Origin of the sequence: Streptomyces adustus (genome assembly GCF_009377175.1) — a bacterium.
In the GTDB taxonomy this organism is placed as follows: Bacteria; Actinomycetota; Actinomycetes; order Streptomycetales; family Streptomycetaceae; genus Streptomyces; species Streptomyces adustus.
This window is the reverse complement of sequence record NZ_VJZD01000090.1, coordinates 14,696-33,408: the sequence shown is the minus strand read 5'-3', so window position 1 is coordinate 33,408 and position 18,713 is coordinate 14,696. Positions and strand designations below refer to the sequence as shown.

The window sequence follows — 18,713 nt, the reverse complement described above, 5'->3', positions numbered from 1 at the left end:
GGGGGAGGGTCGCGGTCGGGGGGTTGCGGAGTCATGGTCGCTCCACCGCGGCAGGGGCTTCGGGTCTGTCTGGCTACCCCGGCGGAGCGACGCTCACCCCTGCCCGACGGCTCGTACGATCTTGTTCATCCGAAGCGGTGAACTTGGCTCGGAACCCATTGACTTGCCTTCGGCCGGCTCACATGTGGACGACCTGCGGGGCGTCGGCGTCCTGCTGCGGCACCCCGCGCCGGAAGAGCAGGAACGCGAGCACCGTGCCGGCCGCGAAGAAGCCGGCCGACCACCAGAACGCGGTGGTGTAGCTCTCGATCGTCGCCTGCGCCTGGACCAGTTTGTTGGTGGCGTCCCGGCCGGCCAGGTAGTCGGTCGCGGCGGTCGCGGCCAGCGTGTTCAGCAGGGCCGTACCGATCGAACCGCCCACCTGCTGCATGGCGTTGACGGTCGCCGAGGCGACACCGGCGTCCTCCGCCGCCACCCCGCCGGTGGCCAGCTGCATCGCCGTCGGCATCACCAGGCCGAGACCCACGCCGATCACCACCAGCTGCGGCAGCACGGCGCTCACGTAGTCGGAGCCGACGCCGAGCCCGGACAGCCAGGCCATGCCCGCCGTGGCGATGGCGAAGCCGAGCGGGATGACGGCCTTCGGGCCGATCCGGGGCATCAGGACCGTGGTGCCGAGCTGGGCCGCGACCATCAGCGCGCCGACCATCGGCAGGAACGCCACGCCGGTCTTGGTGGGGCTGAAGCCGAGGTTCAGCTGGAGGTAGTAGGTGAGGAAGAGGAACACGCCGAACATGCCCGCGCCGGTGATCAGCACGGCGAGGAACGAGGCACCGCGGTTGCGGTCGAGCAGGATGCGCAGCGGCAGCAGGGGGTGCGCGGCCCGGGTCTGCCACCAGGCGAAGACCGCCAGCAGGGCCGCGCCGGCGAGCAGGAAGCCCCAGGTCAGCGGCGAATTCCAGTCGTGGGTCTCGGCGTTGGAGAAGCCGTAGACCAGGGCGAAGAGGCCGGAGGCGACGAGGGCCGTGCCGGGCACGTCCAGCTTGGCGTGCGTGGCGTCGCGGTGGTTGCCCAGCAGGACCCAGCCGCCCGCGAAGGCGACGACCGCGATGGCCACGTTGACGTACAGCGTCCAGCGCCAGTCGAGGGCGTCGGTGAGCAGACCGCCGAGCAGCAGGCCCACCGCGCCGCCGGCGCCGGCGATGGCGCCGTACACGCTGAACGCGCGGGCCCGTTCGCGGGCGTCGGTGAACGTCGTGTTGAGCAGGGAGAGCGCGGCGGGCGCGAGCAGCGCGCCGAAGGCTCCCTGGAGGGCGCGGGCGACGACCAGCATGCCGAATCCGGTCGCGGCACCGCCGAGCGCGGAGGCGACGGCGAAGCCGACGACACCGACGAGGAAGGCGGGCTTGCGTCCGAAGAGGTCGGCGATACGGCCGCCGAGCAGCAGCAGGGAGGCGAACGCGAGCGCGTACGCGGTGACGATCCACTGGCGGTTGCCGTCGGAGAAGCCGAGGTCGGCCTGGGCCGACGGCAGGGCGATGTTCACGATGGTCGCGTCCAGCACCACCATCAGCTGGGCGACGGCGATGATCGCGAGGATCCACCACCGCTTCGGGGAAGCCCCGGGCGGTGCTTCCGCGGCACCCGTACGGGTGTCTTCGGTCACGGTCTTCTGGGACATCGGGGAACCACTCCAGGGGAGGTCGTCCGGTCCTCGGCGTGGGCCGGGCAGTGCGAGGCCCGGGCTTTGCCAAAGATTGAACGAAACGGTTTCGTACACATGGAGGCTAGAACAGTTCCAGCGAAACGGCAACGTTTCGCTGTCGGAGGGGGGACAGGGGGGAGCAGAGGAGGGGAAAACAGGGGAGGGTAGCGAGCCGGAGGGAACCCGTTCGCACGACTCAGCCAAGGAAGGACCGAGCCGCCATGCCCGTAGACCTGACCGGCAGTTATGTCACCCTCGACGACGGACGCCCCGCCGTGCGCTTCGTGCGCACCTACGACCACCCGGTCGAACACGTGTGGCGGCTCGTCACCGACGCCGACGCGCTGGAGCGGTGGTTCCCCTCCCGCGCCGAGATCGAGCTGCGCCCCGGCGGGACCGTCGTCTTCAGCGGCGACCCGAACATGCCCGGCTCGACCGGCCGGGTCCTCGCCGTGGATCCGCCGTACGCGCTGTCCCTGGACTGGGGCGGCGACGAACTGCGCTTCGACCTCGCGGCCGTCGGGGCCGGGCGCGCCCGGCTCACCTTCACCGACGTGCTGGCCCAGGCGGACACCGCCGCCCGCAACGCCGCCGGCTGGGAGGTCTGCCTCGCCGCCCTCGACGCGACGGCGCGCGGCGAGCGGACCGCCGGGCCGCACGCCGGGACCGGGACGTCCTGGAAGGAGTTCTACGACGGCCACCTCGCGGCCGGCCTGCCCTCCGGCGCACCGGTGCCCGGCCTGGACACCTGACCCGCCCCAGACACCGCACCGGCACCACAGGGCCTAGGCGAGCTGCCGCCGCACCAGTTCGTGCAGGCGGCCGCCGGTGTCCGCGAGGAGGTCGGCCGGCGGGCCCTGCTGGGCGATCTTCCCGTTCTCCATCACGATCACCCGGTCGGCGTCCAGCACCGTCGACAGGCGGTGCGCGATGACGATCCGGGTGGCGTCGAGGGCCTTGGTGCTCTCGATGACCGTGCGCTGCGTCTCGTTGTCGAGGGCGCTGGTCGCCTCGTCGAAGAACAGGATGCGCGGCCGGCGGATCAGCGCCTGGGCGATCATCAGGCGCTGACGCTGGCCGCCGGAGATCGAGCCCCCGCCCGAGACGATGGTGTGCAGGCCCATCGGCATCCGTCTGATGTCCTCGGCCAGCCCCGCCAGCTCGGCCGCCGCCATCGCCTCCTCGGGCGTGTACGGCTCCGTACCGCAGATCACGTCCAGCAGGGAGCCGGTGAACGGCCGGGCGTGCTGGAGCACGACACCGCACTGCCGGCGCACCGCCGACGGGTCGAGGGCGGCCAGGTCCTGGCCGTCGTACAGGACACTGCCGGAGACCGGCCGGTCGAAGCCGATGAGCAGCCGCAGCAGTGTCGACTTGCCGCAGCCGCTGGGGCCGACGACGGCCACGAACTCGCCCGGCCGCACCTCGAACGACACGTCGTCCAGGACGAGCGGGCCGTCGTCGGCGTAGCGGAAGGACAGCCGCCGTGCCTCGATCGCGCCGGACAGCGGGCCCGGCCGGGTGCCGGTCGCGGGAGCCTCGGGGGCGGCGTCCAGCACCGGCCTGATCTCCTCGAACAGCGGCCATGCGGCCACCGCCGTGACGAAGGCGCCGGTCAGCTGGGTGACCGAGGTCAGCAGCATGGTCACCGACGTGTTGAAGGTGAGGAAACCGGCGGCCGACAGCGAACCCCGCGCCGGACCGGCCAGCAGCACGAACATCAGCAGCGTGCACACCGGCAGACAGACCGCGCCCAGCATCGCGTCGAGGTTCTTGATCCGCCCGAGCCGCCGCTGGAGCTCGCGGCCGCGCGCGAACTGCGTGGCCCAGGCGGCGTAGGCGTAGTTCTCGGCCGCCGCCACGCGCAGCTTGGGCAGCCCGCGCAGGGTCTGGAACGCCTGGTTGTCGAGCTTGTTGTCGAGCACGACCAGCCGCCGCTGCCAGCGCACCTGCCACAGTCCCAGCCCCAGGAACACGGCCGCGACCACCACCAGCATCCCGATCGCCGCGAGCGCCATCGGCACGCTGTACCAGAGCAGCAGCCCCAGGTTCACCGCGCCGACGGTGACCGCCTGGGCGACCGTGGGCCCGACACCCGCGAGCAGTCGGCGGATCGCGCCGACCCCCATGGCCGCGTTCGCCAGCTCACCGGTGGAACGCCCGGCGAAGAACGCCGTCGGCAGCCGCAGCAGCCGGTCCCAGACGGCCGGCTGGAGGGCCGCCTCGATCCGTCCCTCCAGCCGCAGCACGGTCAGGTTCTGGAGCAGCGTGAAGGCCGCCGCGACCACGCTCGTCACCATCAGCGCCAGGCAGATCTGGACGATCGGGCCCGGTCGGGCCGTCGGCACGTACTGGCCGAGCACCTTGCCGGTGGCCACCGGCACCAGCGCGCCGACCGCCACCGTGACCAGGCCGCTCAGCAGCAGCCGGGCCAGATCGCCGCCGGTGCCGCGCAGGCCGAACCGCAGCAGCCGCAGCGGTCCGGGCACCCGCTCCGGGAGCGGACGGTAGAACATCACCCCGCGCGGCTCGAACTCCTGGGCGTTGGCCCGCTCGACGGGCGTCTCGCGGCCGGTCGCCGGATGCACGGCCACGTACCCGCCGCGCCGCCACAGCAGCGCCACCGGCGCGCCGGACAGGGTGCGCCGGCCCACCAGCGGGCCGATGTCGTCCCGCCACCAGGTCCCCTCCAGCCGCACCGCCCGGGTCCGTACCCGCGAGGCGAGGGCGACCTGCTCCACCGGGTCGAGCCGGTCGCCGCCGGTACCGCTCGGGACGGCCGCCGCCAGGGTGATCCCGGCCGCCCCGGCCACCAGCCGGCACGCGGCATGGGTGGCGTCCGCGTCGGCGGCCGTCGTGGGCCGTGCGGACCGGCCGCCGATCGAGGCGAGCAACGTCCGGTCGGCGCGGGCGCGGACCGCCTCGTTCGCCTTGACACCGGCGGCCGTACGGGTCTCGTGGGTGCGTTCCAGCTCCTCGATCCAGCGGTCCAGGGTGGCCAGCAGCCGGTACTGCCGGTCGACCATGCCCTGCCAGAGGTCGGGGTCCATCAGCAGGTCGGCGGCGGCCTCCGGGCCGTACAGGGAGCCGTACCCGACGCTGCCCGACGGCACTTGCATCCAGAAGACGTCGTCGTCCCCCGGGCCCGCGCCGGCGTACCCGGGGGCGCCTCGGTCCTGCACGGTCGGCTCGGTGGCCATCGGCGCCTGGAAGAGCACGGTCAGCGCCCGGCCGACGCCCAGCGCGAGGGCGTACTCCAGCGGGCTGCCGGCCGGCGGCACGTACTGCGGGTTGCCGTACGCGTCGTACGACCAGGTCTGGCCGGCCGGCGGCCGGTACAGCTCGCGCAGCCCGATCCGGCGCACCGCGCAGCCTCGGACCGGGCGGGCGACCAGCGTGTGCCGCGGTCCGGCGACCGGGCCCGGCAGCAGCGCGCCCGCCTCCAGCCGGCCGAGGTGGTGCCAGTGGCCCTGCTGCTCGGCGTCGACCGCGAACAGGTCCAGGGCGCCCGCCGTCACCAGCCACAGCACCTGCGGACCCGCCAGGTCGAGCCGGGCCAGGCCCGCGCAGTCGACGGGTGTGCCCAGCGCGCCGAGCGCACCGAGCACGTGGTCGCCCTCCGCGACGGTCGTCATCTCAGCGCTCCCTGATCAGCGCGGCGTACGCGCCGTCGCGCGCCACCAGCTCCTCGTGCCGTCCGCGCTCCACGATCGCGCCGTGCCGGAGCACGACGATCTCGTCGCTGTCGCGCACGGTGCTCAGCCGGTGGGCGATCACCACACAGGCGCAGCCGCGCCGGCGCAGGTTGTCCATCACGGTCAGCTCGGTCTGCGCGTCCAGCGCGCTCGTCACCTCGTCCAGGACGAGGACGCTGGGCCCGCGCACCAGCGCCCGCGCGATCTCCAGCCGCTGGCGCTGACCGCCGGAGAAGTTGCGGCCGTCCTGCTCGACCCGGCTGTGGATGCCGCCGGGGCGGCGCGCGACGACGTCGTACAGCGCCGCGTCCCGCAGCGCCTCCACCACGGCGTCGTCCGGGACCGACGGGTCCCACAGCGCCACGTTGTCGCGGACCGTGCCCTCGAACAGGAACACGTCCTGGTCGACGAAGGACACGGAGGCGGCCAGCGCGCCGCGCGGAATGTCCTCCAGCCGCTGCCCGTCGATCCGGATCACCCCCTGCCACGGCCGGTACAGGCCCGAGACGAGCCGTGACACGGTGGACTTGCCGCTGCCCGATCCGCCGACCAGCGCCACCTGACGGCCCGGTCCGACACTCAGGTCGAAGCCGGACAGCAGCGGCTCGTCCAGCGGGCTGTAGCCGAACGTGACGTCCTCCAGCTCGACATGCCCGTGCAGTCGGCGGGTGGACTCGGCGCCCGGGCCGCCGCCCCCGGGCCCGGGCAGCGGGTCCGCCCGGAAGTTCTCCACGTCCTTGAGCCGGGCCATGTCGGCCGCCAGGTCCTGGACGCGGCCCGCGACGCCGTTGAGCCGGGTCAGCGGGGCGGTGAACCGGGCCACCAGCGCCTGGAACGCGACCAGCAGACCGACGGAGATGTGCCCCTCGATCGCCCGGACGCCGCCGATCCACAGGATCAGCGCGCTGTTCAGCATGGCGAGCGTCGGCGCGACCACGCCCAGCCAGGCACCCGGCACCCCGAGCCGCTGCTGTTCCTCCAGGGTGGTGGCGTGCTGACCGGCCCACCTGCGGAAGTAGCCGTCCTCGCCGCCGGTCGCCTTCATGGTCTCGATCAGTTCGAGGCCCGTGTAGGCGGTGGTGGCGAGCCGGGCGTTGTCGGCGCGCAGCTTCGCCGTACGGGTCGCCCGCAGGCGGATCACCACGCGCATGGCGACCACGTTGAGCAGCGCCACACCGATGCCGACGAACGTCAGCTGCGGGTCGTAGGTGTACAGCAGCACCGCGTACAGGACCACCACCACGGCGTCCACGCCCGCCGCCGCGAGGTCGCGGGCCAGCGTCTCGGCCACCGCGTCGTTCGACCGCAGCCGCTGGACCAGGTCGGCGGGGCTGCGCTGGGCGAAGAACGTCACCGGCAGCCGCAGCAGATGCCGCAGGAAGCGGGCGCTGGAGAGGGTCGAGGAGATGATGCGGCCGTGCAGCAGGTTGGTCTGCTGCAACCAGGTCAGGAGGACCGTGAGCAGCACGCACACGGCCATCGACGTGAACAGCACGCCCAGCGACGAGGTCTGGCCGCCGATCAGGAACAGGTCGATGTAGGTGCGGGCGAGCGCGGGCACGGCCGCCCCGACCAGGACCAGCAGCAGGCTCGCAAGGACGGCCGTCGGCATCGTGCCCGCGGTGCCGCGCAGCCGGGCGGGCAGCGCGCCCCACACCCCCGGCCGGCGTCCGCCGCGCTCGAAGTCCTCGCCCGGCTCCAGCACCAGCACCACGCCGGTGAAGCTGCCGTCGAACTCCTCCATCGGCACGAAACGGCGGCCCTTGCCCGGGTCGTTGACGAAGACCCCGCGGCGGCCGAGGCGGCGGCCGGTGCCGTCGTAGACGACGTAGTGGTTGAACTCCCAGAAGAGGATCGCGGGCGCCTGCACCTCGGCGAGGGCGGCCAGGTCCATCTGCATGCCCCGGGCCGTCATCCCGTAACCGCGCGCCGCCTTCAGCAGGCTGCCCGCGCGCGAGCCGTCGCGCGAGACGCCGCAGGCGACCCGCAGCTCCTCCAGCGGGACATGCCGGCCGTGGTGGCCGAGGACCATGCCGAGGCAGGCGGCGCCGCACTCGACGGCCTCCATCTGCAACACGGTGGGGGTGCGCACGGTCTTCGCGCCCGTCGTACGGGCCTTGCGCGCGGGCGGGGCGGCGCGGCGGGCCCGCCGGTGGTCCCGGGTGGTGGTCACGGCAGCAGCCAATCGACGGGACGCCGGTCGGCCAGCCGGATCGAAGCCGTGGCCAGGGTCATGGAGGTGAGGGCGTACGGCGGTCCGTCCGCGGAGGACCATTTCAGACCGCTCTTCGTCGTGGCCGCGCGGTCGAGCCGCACGGTGACGGCGACCGGCCGGCCCTGCCCGGTGAACTGCTCGCCGAGCTGGCCGTCCCCGAGGAACGCGGTGATCTGCCGCGCCGACTGCGCGGACCGGTCGACGGACTTCACATGCCCGCGCAGCACGCCGTACTGCTGGGCCGGCACCGTCTGGACGGTGAGGTCGACGGGCGCGCCCGCGGGCACGGAGGCGGCGTTCTCGGCCGGGACGTACACCGTCGCGTACAGCGGGTCGTCGGCGTGGGCGACCTTCTCCACGACGGCGACGTCCTCGCCGGTGCGGACGATCTGCCCGACGGTGGCGGCGAGTGCGGTGATCCGGCCCGCGGCGATCGTGCGGACGACCGTGTCCCCCTGCTCCGTACGGACCTTCAGGAGGGGGGAGTCGGGCGGCAGCCGTTCGCCCTCCTCGGCGAGGACCGCGGTGACCTGGCCGGACGCGGGACTCTCCAGTACGTAGCTGCCCTCGCCGTGGGTGAGGATCGCGGGCGCGCCGATCGTGGAGGCCACCGAGCCGGTCGTCGCCCACCCGGTGGCGCCCGCCAGCGCGAGCACCGTCACGGCGAGCACGAGCCGGCCCTGGGGGCGGGCGAGGCGCACGGGAAGGTCGAGGTCCTCGGGCGACTGGTGCCTGGCGAGGGCCTGTTGGCGGAACTGCAACGGAATTCCCTCACCTGTCGTGGGGTTTCACGGCACCCGTCGGGCCCCGGAGCCGTGGGGGAGGCTCCGGGACCCGACGGCAGCGGCAGGCCGTGGTCAGAGACCGGCGACCAGGCCCATGACCGGGGCGGTGTTCAGGCCGGTGACACCCTCGACGGTGCCGACGGCCGTGTTGGCCAGGCCGGAGACCGGGGCGACGCCGTCCACCAGGCCGGTGACGGTGCCCAGGGCGTTCAGGGACAGACCGCCGGAGACGTTGTCGAGCTCGGCGTCGGAGATCTCGGCGGTGGCGACCTGGGGGGTGGAGTTCATGACGGAACTTCCCTTCATATGGAGATTCACAAGGGGGAGTGCGGGCCCCTCTGGGGACAGGGGCGGCCGCGACCGCGGGCGCCGGGCGCCCCGCTCGGGGAGCCCCCGGCGGCTTTCGCGGTGCCAGGATCAAAGCAGCTCCACAGCCCGCCGTTCCACCTGATCACCCGCCCCCACCTGCGCAATCGAGGCGCGCGGGGGGTCAACGGTGCAGGCCCGGGCACGGCTTGTCGGCGACTTCTTCACAGCCCCCCACGGCATCGGCGCACACCGCCCCTTGCCGACCCGGCACGGCGTCCGCACTTCGGGCTCCCGGGCCCCGGGAGCCTCCGGGGATGTGCAGAAACGCCCGTTCCCGTGACCCGGCTGGGCATGGGCTGTGCAGATTCACCGAAGCCGGGATTCCGCCCCGGATTCGGGACGGAACGCGATCGCACGATCACCAGGAGTTCCGGTTCGGAGGGTGTGACGCCGGGTCAGCCCAGCAGTGCGTAGACGGTGCTCGCGCGGGCCGCCAGTTCGCCCGAACGCTCGGCGGTCAGCGTGATGTCGGCGAACGCCATCCGGCGGCCCAGCTTGGTCAGCACCGCCTCGACCAGGACGTCCGAGTCCGTCACCGCCCGCTGGAACGACGTGGACTGCTGAACCGTCGTCATCGGTACGAAGCCGCCCCGGGCCGCCGAGACGGCGATCACCGTCGCGGTGTCGGCCGCCGCCATCAGGGCCTGCCCCGAGAGCCCGCCGCCCTCCCTGGCCAGCTCCGCCGACCAGGGCAGCCGCAGGGTCGCCCGGTCCGCCGCCAGGGACACGACGGACAGGCCCAGGGCGAGCACCCAGGGGGCGAAGTTGTCGGAAAGGATCTTGTCTGCCTCGGCAGTGGTCATCGTCATGCCTGGATTGTTCCCGGAGCCCATCGATTTCGGCCCGCCGACCAGCCGATTCGCCTCCAGGCAAAGGAAGTTGCGAAACGGAATTGAACGCACCGCCTGTCCCGCCCGTACCTACAGCCATCCAGGCGCCGCAGTACGAGCTGCCGACCGGCAGCACAGACCCCGTCCCCCAGGAGGTCGAGAAGTTTGAGTCACAAGCGGAATTCGAAGCGCAAGGCCGTGATAGCCGCGGGCGGCGTGGCGGCACTCGGAGCGGCGGCCCTGCTCCTTCCGAACGCCATGGCCTCCCAGGACGGTGGGTCGGACGCGGCTGCTCCGAAGACGTTGAAGGCCGCGGACGCCACGGACCTTGCCGCGCAGCTCCAGAACCTGCTCGGCGACTCCTTCGCCGGCTCGTACTACGACAGCGCCAGCAAGCAGCTCGTCGTCAACGTCGTCAATGTCTCCGGTGACAAGAACAACGTGGTGGTGCAGGCCAAGAAGGCCGGTGCGAAGGTCCGCGAGGTCGACAACAGCACGGCCGAACTGGCCGCCGCCGCGCAGACCCTGAAGGCGAAGGCCACCATCCCCGGCACCGCCTGGGCCGTCGACCCCAGAACGAACCAGATCCTCGTCACCGCCGACACCACGGTCACCGGTGCAAAGTGGAACCGGCTGGAGTCGACCGTGCAGAGCCTCGGCTCGGGCATGGCCACCATCAAGAAGTCCGCCGGCACCTTCAAGACGTTCGTGTCGGGCGGCGACGCCATCTTCGGCGGCGGAGCGCGCTGCTCCCTCGGCTTCAACGTCACCGCGAGCGACGGCTCGCCCGCCTTCCTGACGGCCGGTCACTGCGGTGTCGCCGCCGAGCAGTGGTCCGACTCGCAGAACGGCCAGCCGATCGCCACCGTCGACCAGGCGGTCTTCCCCGGCGACGGCGACTTCTCGCTCGTCAAGTACGACGACGCCACCACCCAGGCGCCCAGCGACGTCAACATCGGCGGCGGCCAGACCGTCCAGATCCTCCAGGCCGCCGAGGCCACGGTCGGCGCGCAGGTGTTCCGGATGGGCAGCACCACCGGTCTGCACGACGGCCAGGTGCTCGGCCTCGACGCCACGGTGAACTACCCGGAGGGCACGGTCACCGGCCTCATCCAGACGGACGTCTGCGCCGAACCCGGCGACAGCGGCGGCTCGTTGTTCACCCGGGACGGCGGCGCGGTCGGCCTCACCTCGGGCGGCAGCGGCGACTGCACCGCGGGCGGCGAGACCTTCTTCCAGCCGGTCACCACCGCGTTGACGGCGACCGGCGCCACCCTCGGTGCCGCGGGCGCCGGAGCCGGTGACCAGGCCGGTGCCGGAGGTGGCGACGCGGTCGGCGGCACCGCCGACCCGTCGGGTGCGGCCGACCCCTCGGCCGACCCCTCGGCCGACCCCTCGGCCGACCCCTCGGCCGACCCCTCGGCCGACCCCTCGGCTTCCGCCGCCGACCCGTCCGCCGCGGCCGGCCAGAACGCCGCGGGCCAGCACACCGGCAAGTCCAAGCACCACAAGAGCCACTCGTACTGACACAGGACCCACTGACCGGTCGGCACCAGCGGTACCGGCCGACGGTGGAACGGTCCGGCCCTCCGGCGGGAGGGTCGGACCGTCCCTTGTCTCCCGCCGTCCACGGCCCGCCCGTCGAGGTCTCCCGCCGTCTACGGTCCGTCCGTCGGCGGCCGGCCGTTCGCCCGCAGCAGCAGGAGCGCCACGTCGTCGATCCGGTCCTCCGCGGCCGCGTAGTTGCGTACGAGGTCGTCGGCCACCTCGTCGAGCGGCTGGTCCCCGATCAGCGACAGGCGCGAGCCCAGTTCGGCGAGGGCGTCCTCGATGTCCACGCCGGGCGACTCGATCAGCCCGTCGGTGTACAGCGCCAGGAGGCAGCCGGGACCGAGGTCGACCTCCGTCGTCGCGTACGTCACGGAGGCGTCGATGCCCAGCAGCGGGCCGCCCGCCAGGTCCAGCACCCGCACCCGCCCGTCCGGCCGGCGCAGCAGCGGCGGCGGGTGGCCCGCGCGGGACATCACCGCCCGCCCCCGCTCCGGGTCCAGCCGCAGGTACAGACAGCTGGCGAACAGTTCGGAGCCGAGGTCGATCAGCATCCGGTTGGTGCTGCCCATGACCTCCTCCGGCGCCTGGCCGACGGCCGTGAACGCCCGTACCGCGGTACGGATCTGGCCCATCAGCCCCGCCGCCGTCACGTTGTGCCCCTGCACGTCCCCGATCACCGCCGCCGCCAGCGGCCGCGCGTCCACCAGGTCGTAGAAGTCACCGCCGATCTCCATGCCCTGGGTGGCGGGCAGATAGCGCGCGGCCGCCTCGATGCCGGCGACGGACGGCAGCGAGCGCGGCAGCAGCGCGTCCTGGAGCCCGTGCGCGAGCTGGTGCTTGGCGTCGTAGCGCAGGGCCCGCTCCAGGGCCTGCGCGATCAGCCCGCCCAGACTGGTCAGCACCGCGCGCTCGTCCGCGGGGAAGGGGTGCGGTTCGGCGTAGGCGAGCACGCAGGTGCCCACCGGCCGGCCGGAGGCGATCAGCGGCAGGTACGCCCAGGCCGCGAATCCGTCGGGGGTCGCCCGCCGGAGCGGGTACAGGTGCTCCAGCTCCTCCCGGGACTCGAAGAACGAGGGCACCCCGGTGTGCAGGGTGTGCGCGCCCGGTGCCCGGGCGGTCAGCGGGATGCCGTCGAAGCGTTCCGCGGTGTGCGCGTCCGGGTAGCCCCGGTGCCCCAGCACCCGCAGCCGGCCCGCCCGCGCGCCCAGCAGCACCAGGGCCCGGCTGCCCACCGCCGGGGCGATCTCGTCGGCGACCAGCTGCACCACGTCCTGCACGCCCGCCGCCTCGGTGAGCGCGCCGGCGAGGCTCAGCATCTGCGAGAGGCTGACCAGGCGCGACGCCGCGTCCCCCGGCCGCGGACCGGCCCGGTTCATCTCCGCCACCGCGCGCGCCCGGCTGATGCGCACGCTCAGCCCGGTCGTGCTCGGGTACAGGCGGAACGACAGCCAGGTCCCCGGCGGGCGCAGCGCCACGAAGGAGGTGGGGTGCTGGCTGAGCAGCGCGGCCCGGTAGCGGTCCTCGTACACCGGGTCGTTGAGCCAGGGCACGGCCGCCCACAGATGGGTGCCGAGGAGTTCGCTGACCGGGACGTCGAGCAGGTCGGCCACCGCCGCGTTCGCGAAGCCGATCCGGCCGTTCAGATCGAGCGAGCACAGCCCGTACGGCAGCCGCGCCACCATGCGCGCCGCCTCCATCGTGCCCAGTACGTCGGCCGCGCCGCCCGCCGCGGACGGCGCCAGCAGCTCGGGCTCCGCACTCGGCGGGCGGCTCTCCTCGGCGGCGCGTTCCAGGCGCAGCGCGAGCCGGTCGCAGGCCGCCGTCAGATGGGTGCGCTCGTAGTCGGACAGCTGCCCGGGGTGCGAGCCGGGCCAGGTCACGTACAGCGCTCCGTACACCGTGGACGCGGTCGCCACCGGCAGTGCGGCCAGCGCGAAGGGGTAGGGCAGGATCACCGAGATCCGCGGATAGCGGCGGGCCATCTCCTGCTCGCCGCCGACCCAGACCAGCCGCCGTTCGCGCGCCGCCTCCGCGACGGGGATCGGCGCGTTCAGTCCCACCCGCTGCCAGGGCGCCGCGAAGGCCCGCGGCAGTCCCGCGGTCACCGCGATCTCCAGCACGGGTTCGTCGGGCGTGCGCAGGTACAGCGCGCCGGAGTGCGCGTGGACGTCGTCCATCAGCGCGGTCAGCGCGAGCGAGAGCAGGGGACGGCCGACCGGCGTCCGGGCACCGGCCGGTGCCTGCTCGGATCTCTGCCCGTTGGACACGGCGACCACCTCCTTGCCCGGCCGCGCAGGTCCCAGGGATCAAATCTGCCCCCTGCGCGCCGGACGCGCACGGTGAAGGGCTGTCACCAGGTCACGACGCCGAAAGAGAGCATGAAGTTATGTTCGATATTTTCCGAACGGGCGGATTTCCCGGACGGGTGGCGGCCGTGGAACGCTCCGGGCGGTCACAGGGGCTGCGCAGGGGCCAGATACGCGCTGTAATTACGGACGTGGTCAGTGTGGGCGATGCGGGACGCGGAACGCGATCGATGCGTGCCGAACTTGCCCTCAAATCGATCGCTGCGGACCTCGACTCGCCGGTTCGGATGCACCACGCGCTCGAACAGGTGCTGGTATTCGCGGGTGCGGCGCTGGCCGTCGTCTACGCGCCGGACGGCGACGACGGCAGTCTGCTCTGCCTGGTGGACTCGGCCGGTGTGCCGCGGACACTGTACGGGCTGCGCGAGAGCTACCACATCTCCGGCCGCTCCCCGGTCGCGAGCGCCCACCGCAGCGGGCGGCCCGTGTGGCTCGGCCCCGCGGAGCTCGGCGAGTGCCCCGAGTTCCGGTTCACGCCCTCGCCCGGCGTCCCCGACTTCTTCGTGGCGGCGCTGCCCGTGCCCGGGGCCGGCGGAGGGTGCCTGCTGGCCGTCAGCGAGCGCCCCGGCGGCTTCGGCGCCGAGGAACGCGAGTGTCTCGCGCTGATCGCCGAGGCCGTCGCCGCGCCCGCCCCGGCCGGGACACCCGTGGGGGAGGAGCTCGCGCCGCACGCGTTCAGTCTCGCCATGGACACCGGCCGGGTGGAGGTGGACGACGGCATCCTGGACGCCTTCGGGCTGCCCCGGGACGGCTTCGACGGCAAGGTCGAGACCCTGCTGGGGCGCACCGTCCCGGAGGACCTGCCCTCACTGATGTCCGTCGTGGAGGTCGACCACCTGTCCATCGGCGACCGCGAACTGGAGTTCCGCGTCGTGCAGCCCGCGGGCCCGCCGCGGTGGCTCCGGCTGCGCGGCCGCCTGCTGCCGGGCGGCGAGGGCCGCCCGCCCCGGCTCGTGGGCACCGTCGAGGACGCCTCGGGTCCGGGCTCCGAGGTCACCGACGTGACCCGGGTGCAGCGCCTGGCGGCCGCGCTGGCCACCGCCGGCACCGTCCGCGACGTCAGCCAGGCCGTGGTCACCGCCCTGCGCAAGCCGCTGCGGGCCGACCGGATCGCGCTCGCCGAACTGGAGGGCGACCGGCTCGTCGTCGCCGTCCTCGACCCGCCCGCCCAGGAGGCCTGGCCCGAGCTGTGGCGCCAGGAGTGGCGAACCGAATGGCCCGAGGCGCCGGTGCGCTCGATGCCCACCCTCGCCGCCGCCCTGCGCGAGGGCCGCGCCCAGATCTGGCCCGTCGGCGCCGACCTGGAACCCGCCCTCGCCGAGGTCGGCCCCGGCGGCCTGGCCGTGCTGCCGCTGATCGCCGGCGGCCGGACGGCGGGCGCCTGCCTGATCGGCTGGGAGTCCCCGCACGACTTCGGCCCCGAGGAACGCACCCTGCTCACCGCCTCCGCCGGACTCGTCGGCCAGGCCCTGATGCGCGCGCACGCCTTCGACGCCGAGCACGAGCTGATCGGCATGCTCCAGCGCCAGCTCCTGCCGCGCCGGCTGCCGAAGCTGCCCGGCGGGGTCGCCATCGCCCGCTATCTGCCCACCACCGCCGGACTGGAGCTCGGCGGCGACTGGTACGACGTGATCCCCCTGGCCGACAACCACGTCGCCCTCGTCATCGGCGACGTCCAGGGCCACAACGCGGGCGCGGCCACCCTCATGGGCCAGATGCGCACGGCCCTGCGCGCGTACGCCGCCGAGGGGCACACCCCGGACGTGGTGGTCTCGCACGCCAACCGGCTGCTGATGGAGATGGAGACCGACCTCTTCGCCACCTGCTGCTATGTCGACGTCGACATGGAGGAGGGCTCCGCCTGGTGTGTGCGCGCCGGGCACCTGCCGCCGGTGCTGCTGTACCCGGACGGCAGCACGGAGATCGCGGAGGCCGACGGCGGCCCGCCCCTCGGCGTGATGGCCCAGGCCGACTTCCCGATGACGCCGCTGCGGCTCCAGCCCGGCACGCTGATCGCCCTGACCACCGACGGTCTGGTGGAGTCGCCCGAGATCGACATCGACACCGGCATGGAGGGCTTCGCCCACGAACTGTCCGGTTCCGACCCCGCCGACCTCGGCCTGGTCGCCGACGCGCTGCTCGGCAACGCCCGCCGCAACGACGACATCGCCCTGCTCCTCATGCGCTACGACGGCATGGACGTCCGCCCGCTGCGCGAGAGCTGGACGGTCTGGCGGGTCCCCGAGGCGGTCCGGCACGCCCGCCGCTTCACCCGGCGCACCCTGCGCACCTGGGGCGTGTCCGCGGGCAGCATCGACACCGTCCTGCTGGTGGTCTCCGAACTCGTCACCAACGCCATGGTCCACACCGACGGCAAGGTCCGCCTCGACCTCACGCTCGTCAACCACCGTATGCGGGTCAGCGTCTTCGACGTCTCGCCCCGCGCGCCCATGAAGCCCACCAGCATCGGCTGGGAGGCCACGGGCGGCCGGGGCATCCTGCTCGTCGAGGCCGTGTCGGAGGCCTGGGGGACGGTGCCCGTCAGCGGCGGCAAACAGGTGTGGTGCGAGCTCTTGCTGTCCGACTGACCACTGCGGGACGGGGCCGTACGCGGGGGCCGGCTGCTTCAGCCGTGGAGGTGCTGGGCGTGCAGGACGCGTGGGGCCGCGCGACCGCTCGGCGGCGCCGGACGGGAGCGGCGGTTGAAGTCCAGGGCGATGTCCAGCGCGAGGAAGTTCCGGCCCAGGCCGGTCCGGGCACGCAGCAGGATGCGGTGCTCGGCGACCGGTACCGCCTCGGGCAGCCGGAGGTTCCAGGTCTGGCGCCAGGGTCCGGCAGGTGGTCTGGGGTCGCCCGGCAGGCTCGCGCCGACGCCTTCCAGCAGGTCGGGCAGCCGGTAGTTCCGGTCGAGCATCTTCACGGGGCCGAACTTCATGACCACGTTGCAGGTGACCCGGGTCAGGTCGACCGACTCCTTGAGGTGGCCGTTCATCTCCCACGAGACCTGGTGTCCCAGCCACGGCCGGGCCGGGGTCCAGGTGATGTCGAGGCGGTCCAGGACGTAGGTGGCGTCGCTGACGTCCTCCACCAGGTGGATGCTCATGTCGCTCCTCGCCCGTTCGCTGGACGGGCAAATGGGAGGCAGCCACGTCCCGCATGTACCCCGCACGCCCGGCGTGGGGCGCGCGGGGTGCACACGGGACGTGGCTGACGGAGAATGGTGAGCAGTGGGACCCCGGCCCGATTCCGGCGGGCCGGGGGCCTCACTGCGTGGGCCGCGTCCTACCAGTCGCCGTCGCCGTCGCCGCCGCGGTCACCGCCGCCGTAGCCGCCGCCGAACCCGCCGCCGTAGCCGCCGCCGAACCCGCCGTCGTAGCCGTCGTAGCCCCGGACCACCCGGAAGCTGGCCACGACGCCGTGCTTGACCTCGATGCCCTCGACGTGGCCCGGCCGCACGCCGGAGGCGGAGCTGCGCGGGCCGACCGTGGCGATGGGGGCGCCGTTGTCGCAGACCGCGCCGCGGAAGATCTCGACGGTGCGACGCGTGTCGTTGTTGATGTTCAGGCTCCGGGCGCCGAGGCCGCTGAGGACGGTCACGCACTCGCCGGCGCGGGCCGAGTACGACCGCTCGTTGATCTCGATGCGGCCCTCGTAGTAGCGGTGGCCGCCGCCGCCGCGGCCCTCGTTGCCCTTGCCCTCGTTGCCCTTGCCGTTGTTGTTGTTGCCGCCGCTGCCACCGTCGGTGACGGCGGCGGCGACGGCCGGCGCCTGCTGAAGCGCCGGAGCGGAAGCGGCCGAAGCGTAGGTGATGCCGGTTGCGGCCAGAGCCGCCGCCGCGGAAACAGCCGCGGTGATCACCGTGGAACGAAGCTCCATGTCGCAATCTCCTGTCTCAGGGTGGCCGGCCCGTCAGCCGGCTCGTGGATGAACTTACCCACACCGGTCATATCAGTCATATCGAAAGACCGGCAGGGGAGCGCCAAACGAGGCATTTATGGCCTCGGTTGAGAGCCTGATGAGTTGTCATATCGCCGTAAAATCAGGCAGATTGACACACCATTGGTCCTTCTGATGGATCTTCTGACGCCTGCTCATCCCGCGACGTCGGCGTGTCGCTGTGGGCGCGGTGCGGCGAACCGTGTTAGCTAGGGGTCGACCGCACCGAAACCCGCTGGTCGCACGGCCCGGGGGAAGGTCGCGGCGCGGATGTGGGCGGACCTCGGGGCGACCCGCGTGCCCGACGGTGACGGGGCAACAACTTCGGTACGGGAAAGCCAAGTTGTGAAATGCGCCGCGGTGGCGACAGCGCGAAGACCCCGACCTCAGCCGTTCGCTGGTGACGGGGTCCTCGGGTATCTCGGGCAGGCCCTAGGAGTGGGCGGGGGCCTGGACGTCCTCGTGCAGGTGGACGATCAGCCATGCGCCGCTGTCGGTGTCGCGGCGCAGGAGCGCGGTGTTGCGCACCAGCTCCGGCGGGGCGGCACGGAAGTCGACGCGCAGCCAGTAGCGGGCCACGGCCAGGTCCGTGAAGACGTCGATGACCTGGTCGTACGCCGTCAGCGCGACTTCGGCGGGGCCGGCTTCGGCCGTGGGGCGGCCGTCCCGGACCCGGTCCAGATCGGTCTTCCCGCACAGCAGCCCGGGGGTCGCGGAGTCCCAGATGGTGGCCTCGGGATCCAGGAAGGCGTCGATGCGCTCGCGGTCGCCCGCGGTGTAGGCCCCGTACATGCCGGAGACCACCGCCCAGACGGCGGCGAGGTCGGCGGGCGTGCCGCCGGGGCGTGCGCCCACGGGTGCGGGTCGAGCGGTGGGGGGCGGTGAAGCGGGCATGGCTGGGTCCTCCGGGTGCGTGATGGTGGGTGAGGGGGGTTGGACGGGGGCGCTCCTGAGCCTGCGTCAGCGGCGTCGTCGAGCGGCCCCGGCCGGTGCCGGCGACCGGTGGTGCGGTTCGTGCGGCGACGGACGGCGGGTGAACAGGACCTCGCCCGGCGGCACTTGTGGATCGGACGACTCTCCACGACGGACACTTCGTCGTCGGTCCGACCCGCGGGACGTGCCCCTCTCCGATCGGCCGGACCTGTGGCGGGGAGGACCGGCGGCGCGGACGGCGGCGCCGGTCCTCCCCACGGTGCCGGTCGGCCGGGTGCGGCGGCGGAACCGGCTGTCAGGGGGCGGAATCGGGTGTCAGGGGAGGGCG

General features: G+C 73.3%; 13 protein-coding genes. 3 read left to right on the top strand and 10 right to left on the bottom strand.

The window, feature by feature from the left end; genetic code table 11:
• Positions 1-178: 178 nt before the first annotated feature.
• Entirely contained in the window at positions 179-1,681 is a 1,503-nt protein-coding gene (locus FNH09_RS22320) for an MFS transporter (RefSeq protein ID WP_152890726.1), read from the bottom strand.
• A gap of 245 nt (positions 1,682-1,926) precedes the next feature.
• Between FNH09_RS22320 and FNH09_RS22315 the strand changes: the two genes are divergently transcribed.
• A complete protein-coding gene (locus FNH09_RS22315) occupies positions 1,927-2,457 on the top strand; it encodes an SRPBCC family protein (protein ID WP_152890724.1) in 531 nt (176 codons plus the stop codon).
• A 33-nt stretch (positions 2,458-2,490) separates the two neighbouring features.
• On the opposite strand, the gene FNH09_RS22310 is transcribed toward FNH09_RS22315, so the two are convergent.
• The 5 genes from FNH09_RS22310 to FNH09_RS22290 all read right to left on the bottom strand — a co-directional run bounded on the left by FNH09_RS22310 (position 2,491) and on the right by FNH09_RS22290 (position 9,578).
• Positions 2,491-5,340 carry an NHLP bacteriocin export ABC transporter permease/ATPase subunit gene (locus FNH09_RS22310; protein ID WP_152890722.1) on the bottom strand — a complete coding sequence of 950 codons (2,850 nt, stop codon included), beginning with the start codon at positions 5,338-5,340 and terminating at the stop codon, positions 2,491-2,493.
• 1 nt (position 5,341) lies between these two features.
• Positions 5,342-7,675, bottom strand: coding sequence for an NHLP family bacteriocin export ABC transporter peptidase/permease/ATPase subunit (locus FNH09_RS22305; RefSeq protein ID WP_152890720.1), 2,334 nt, complete (start codon positions 7,673-7,675; stop codon positions 5,342-5,344).
• A complete protein-coding gene (locus FNH09_RS22300) occupies positions 7,570-8,376 on the bottom strand; it encodes an HlyD family efflux transporter periplasmic adaptor subunit (protein ID WP_152890718.1) in 807 nt (268 codons plus the stop codon). Before FNH09_RS22300 ends, FNH09_RS22305 begins: the two co-directional genes overlap by 106 nt.
• A gap of 96 nt (positions 8,377-8,472) precedes the next feature.
• Positions 8,473-8,688 carry a type A2 lantipeptide gene (locus tag FNH09_RS22295; RefSeq protein ID WP_152890715.1) on the bottom strand — a complete coding sequence of 72 codons (216 nt, stop codon included), beginning with the start codon at positions 8,686-8,688 and terminating at the stop codon, positions 8,473-8,475.
• A gap of 476 nt (positions 8,689-9,164) precedes the next feature.
• Positions 9,165-9,578 carry a PaaI family thioesterase gene (locus tag FNH09_RS22290; protein ID WP_152890713.1) on the bottom strand — a complete coding sequence of 138 codons (414 nt, stop codon included), beginning with the start codon at positions 9,576-9,578 and terminating at the stop codon, positions 9,165-9,167.
• A 186-nt stretch (positions 9,579-9,764) separates the two neighbouring features.
• Here FNH09_RS22290 and FNH09_RS22285 point away from each other — a divergent pair, with 186 nt between their 5' ends.
• Complete coding sequence (locus FNH09_RS22285; RefSeq protein WP_152890711.1) at positions 9,765-11,126, top strand: S1 family peptidase; 1,362 nt, start codon at positions 9,765-9,767, stop codon at positions 11,124-11,126.
• 131 nt (positions 11,127-11,257) lie between these two features.
• On the opposite strand, the gene FNH09_RS22280 is transcribed toward FNH09_RS22285, so the two are convergent.
• The gene (locus FNH09_RS22280; protein ID WP_162468929.1) at positions 11,258-13,426 is read right to left on the bottom strand and encodes a SpoIIE family protein phosphatase; all 2,169 of its coding nucleotides are present in this window, start codon (positions 13,424-13,426) and stop codon (positions 11,258-11,260) included.
• A 260-nt stretch (positions 13,427-13,686) separates the two neighbouring features.
• Here FNH09_RS22280 and FNH09_RS22275 point away from each other — a divergent pair, with 260 nt between their 5' ends.
• Entirely contained in the window at positions 13,687-16,104 is a 2,418-nt protein-coding gene (locus tag FNH09_RS22275; RefSeq protein ID WP_238426959.1) for a SpoIIE family protein phosphatase, read from the top strand.
• A gap of 38 nt (positions 16,105-16,142) precedes the next feature.
• On the opposite strand, the gene FNH09_RS22270 is transcribed toward FNH09_RS22275, so the two are convergent.
• From FNH09_RS22270 to FNH09_RS22260, 3 genes are all read right to left on the bottom strand, one after another.
• Positions 16,143-16,619 carry a hypothetical protein gene (locus FNH09_RS22270; RefSeq protein ID WP_152890705.1) on the bottom strand — a complete coding sequence of 159 codons (477 nt, stop codon included), beginning with the start codon at positions 16,617-16,619 and terminating at the stop codon, positions 16,143-16,145.
• 179 nt (positions 16,620-16,798) lie between these two features.
• Positions 16,799-17,392 (bottom strand): hypothetical protein, encoded by a 594-nt coding sequence (locus tag FNH09_RS22265; RefSeq protein ID WP_238426955.1) that lies wholly within the window; start codon positions 17,390-17,392, stop codon positions 16,799-16,801.
• A gap of 492 nt (positions 17,393-17,884) precedes the next feature.
• Positions 17,885-18,307, bottom strand: coding sequence for a Cif family virulence factor (locus FNH09_RS22260; protein WP_338017649.1), 423 nt, complete (start codon positions 18,305-18,307; stop codon positions 17,885-17,887).
• Between the last annotated feature and the right edge of the window lie 406 nt (positions 18,308-18,713).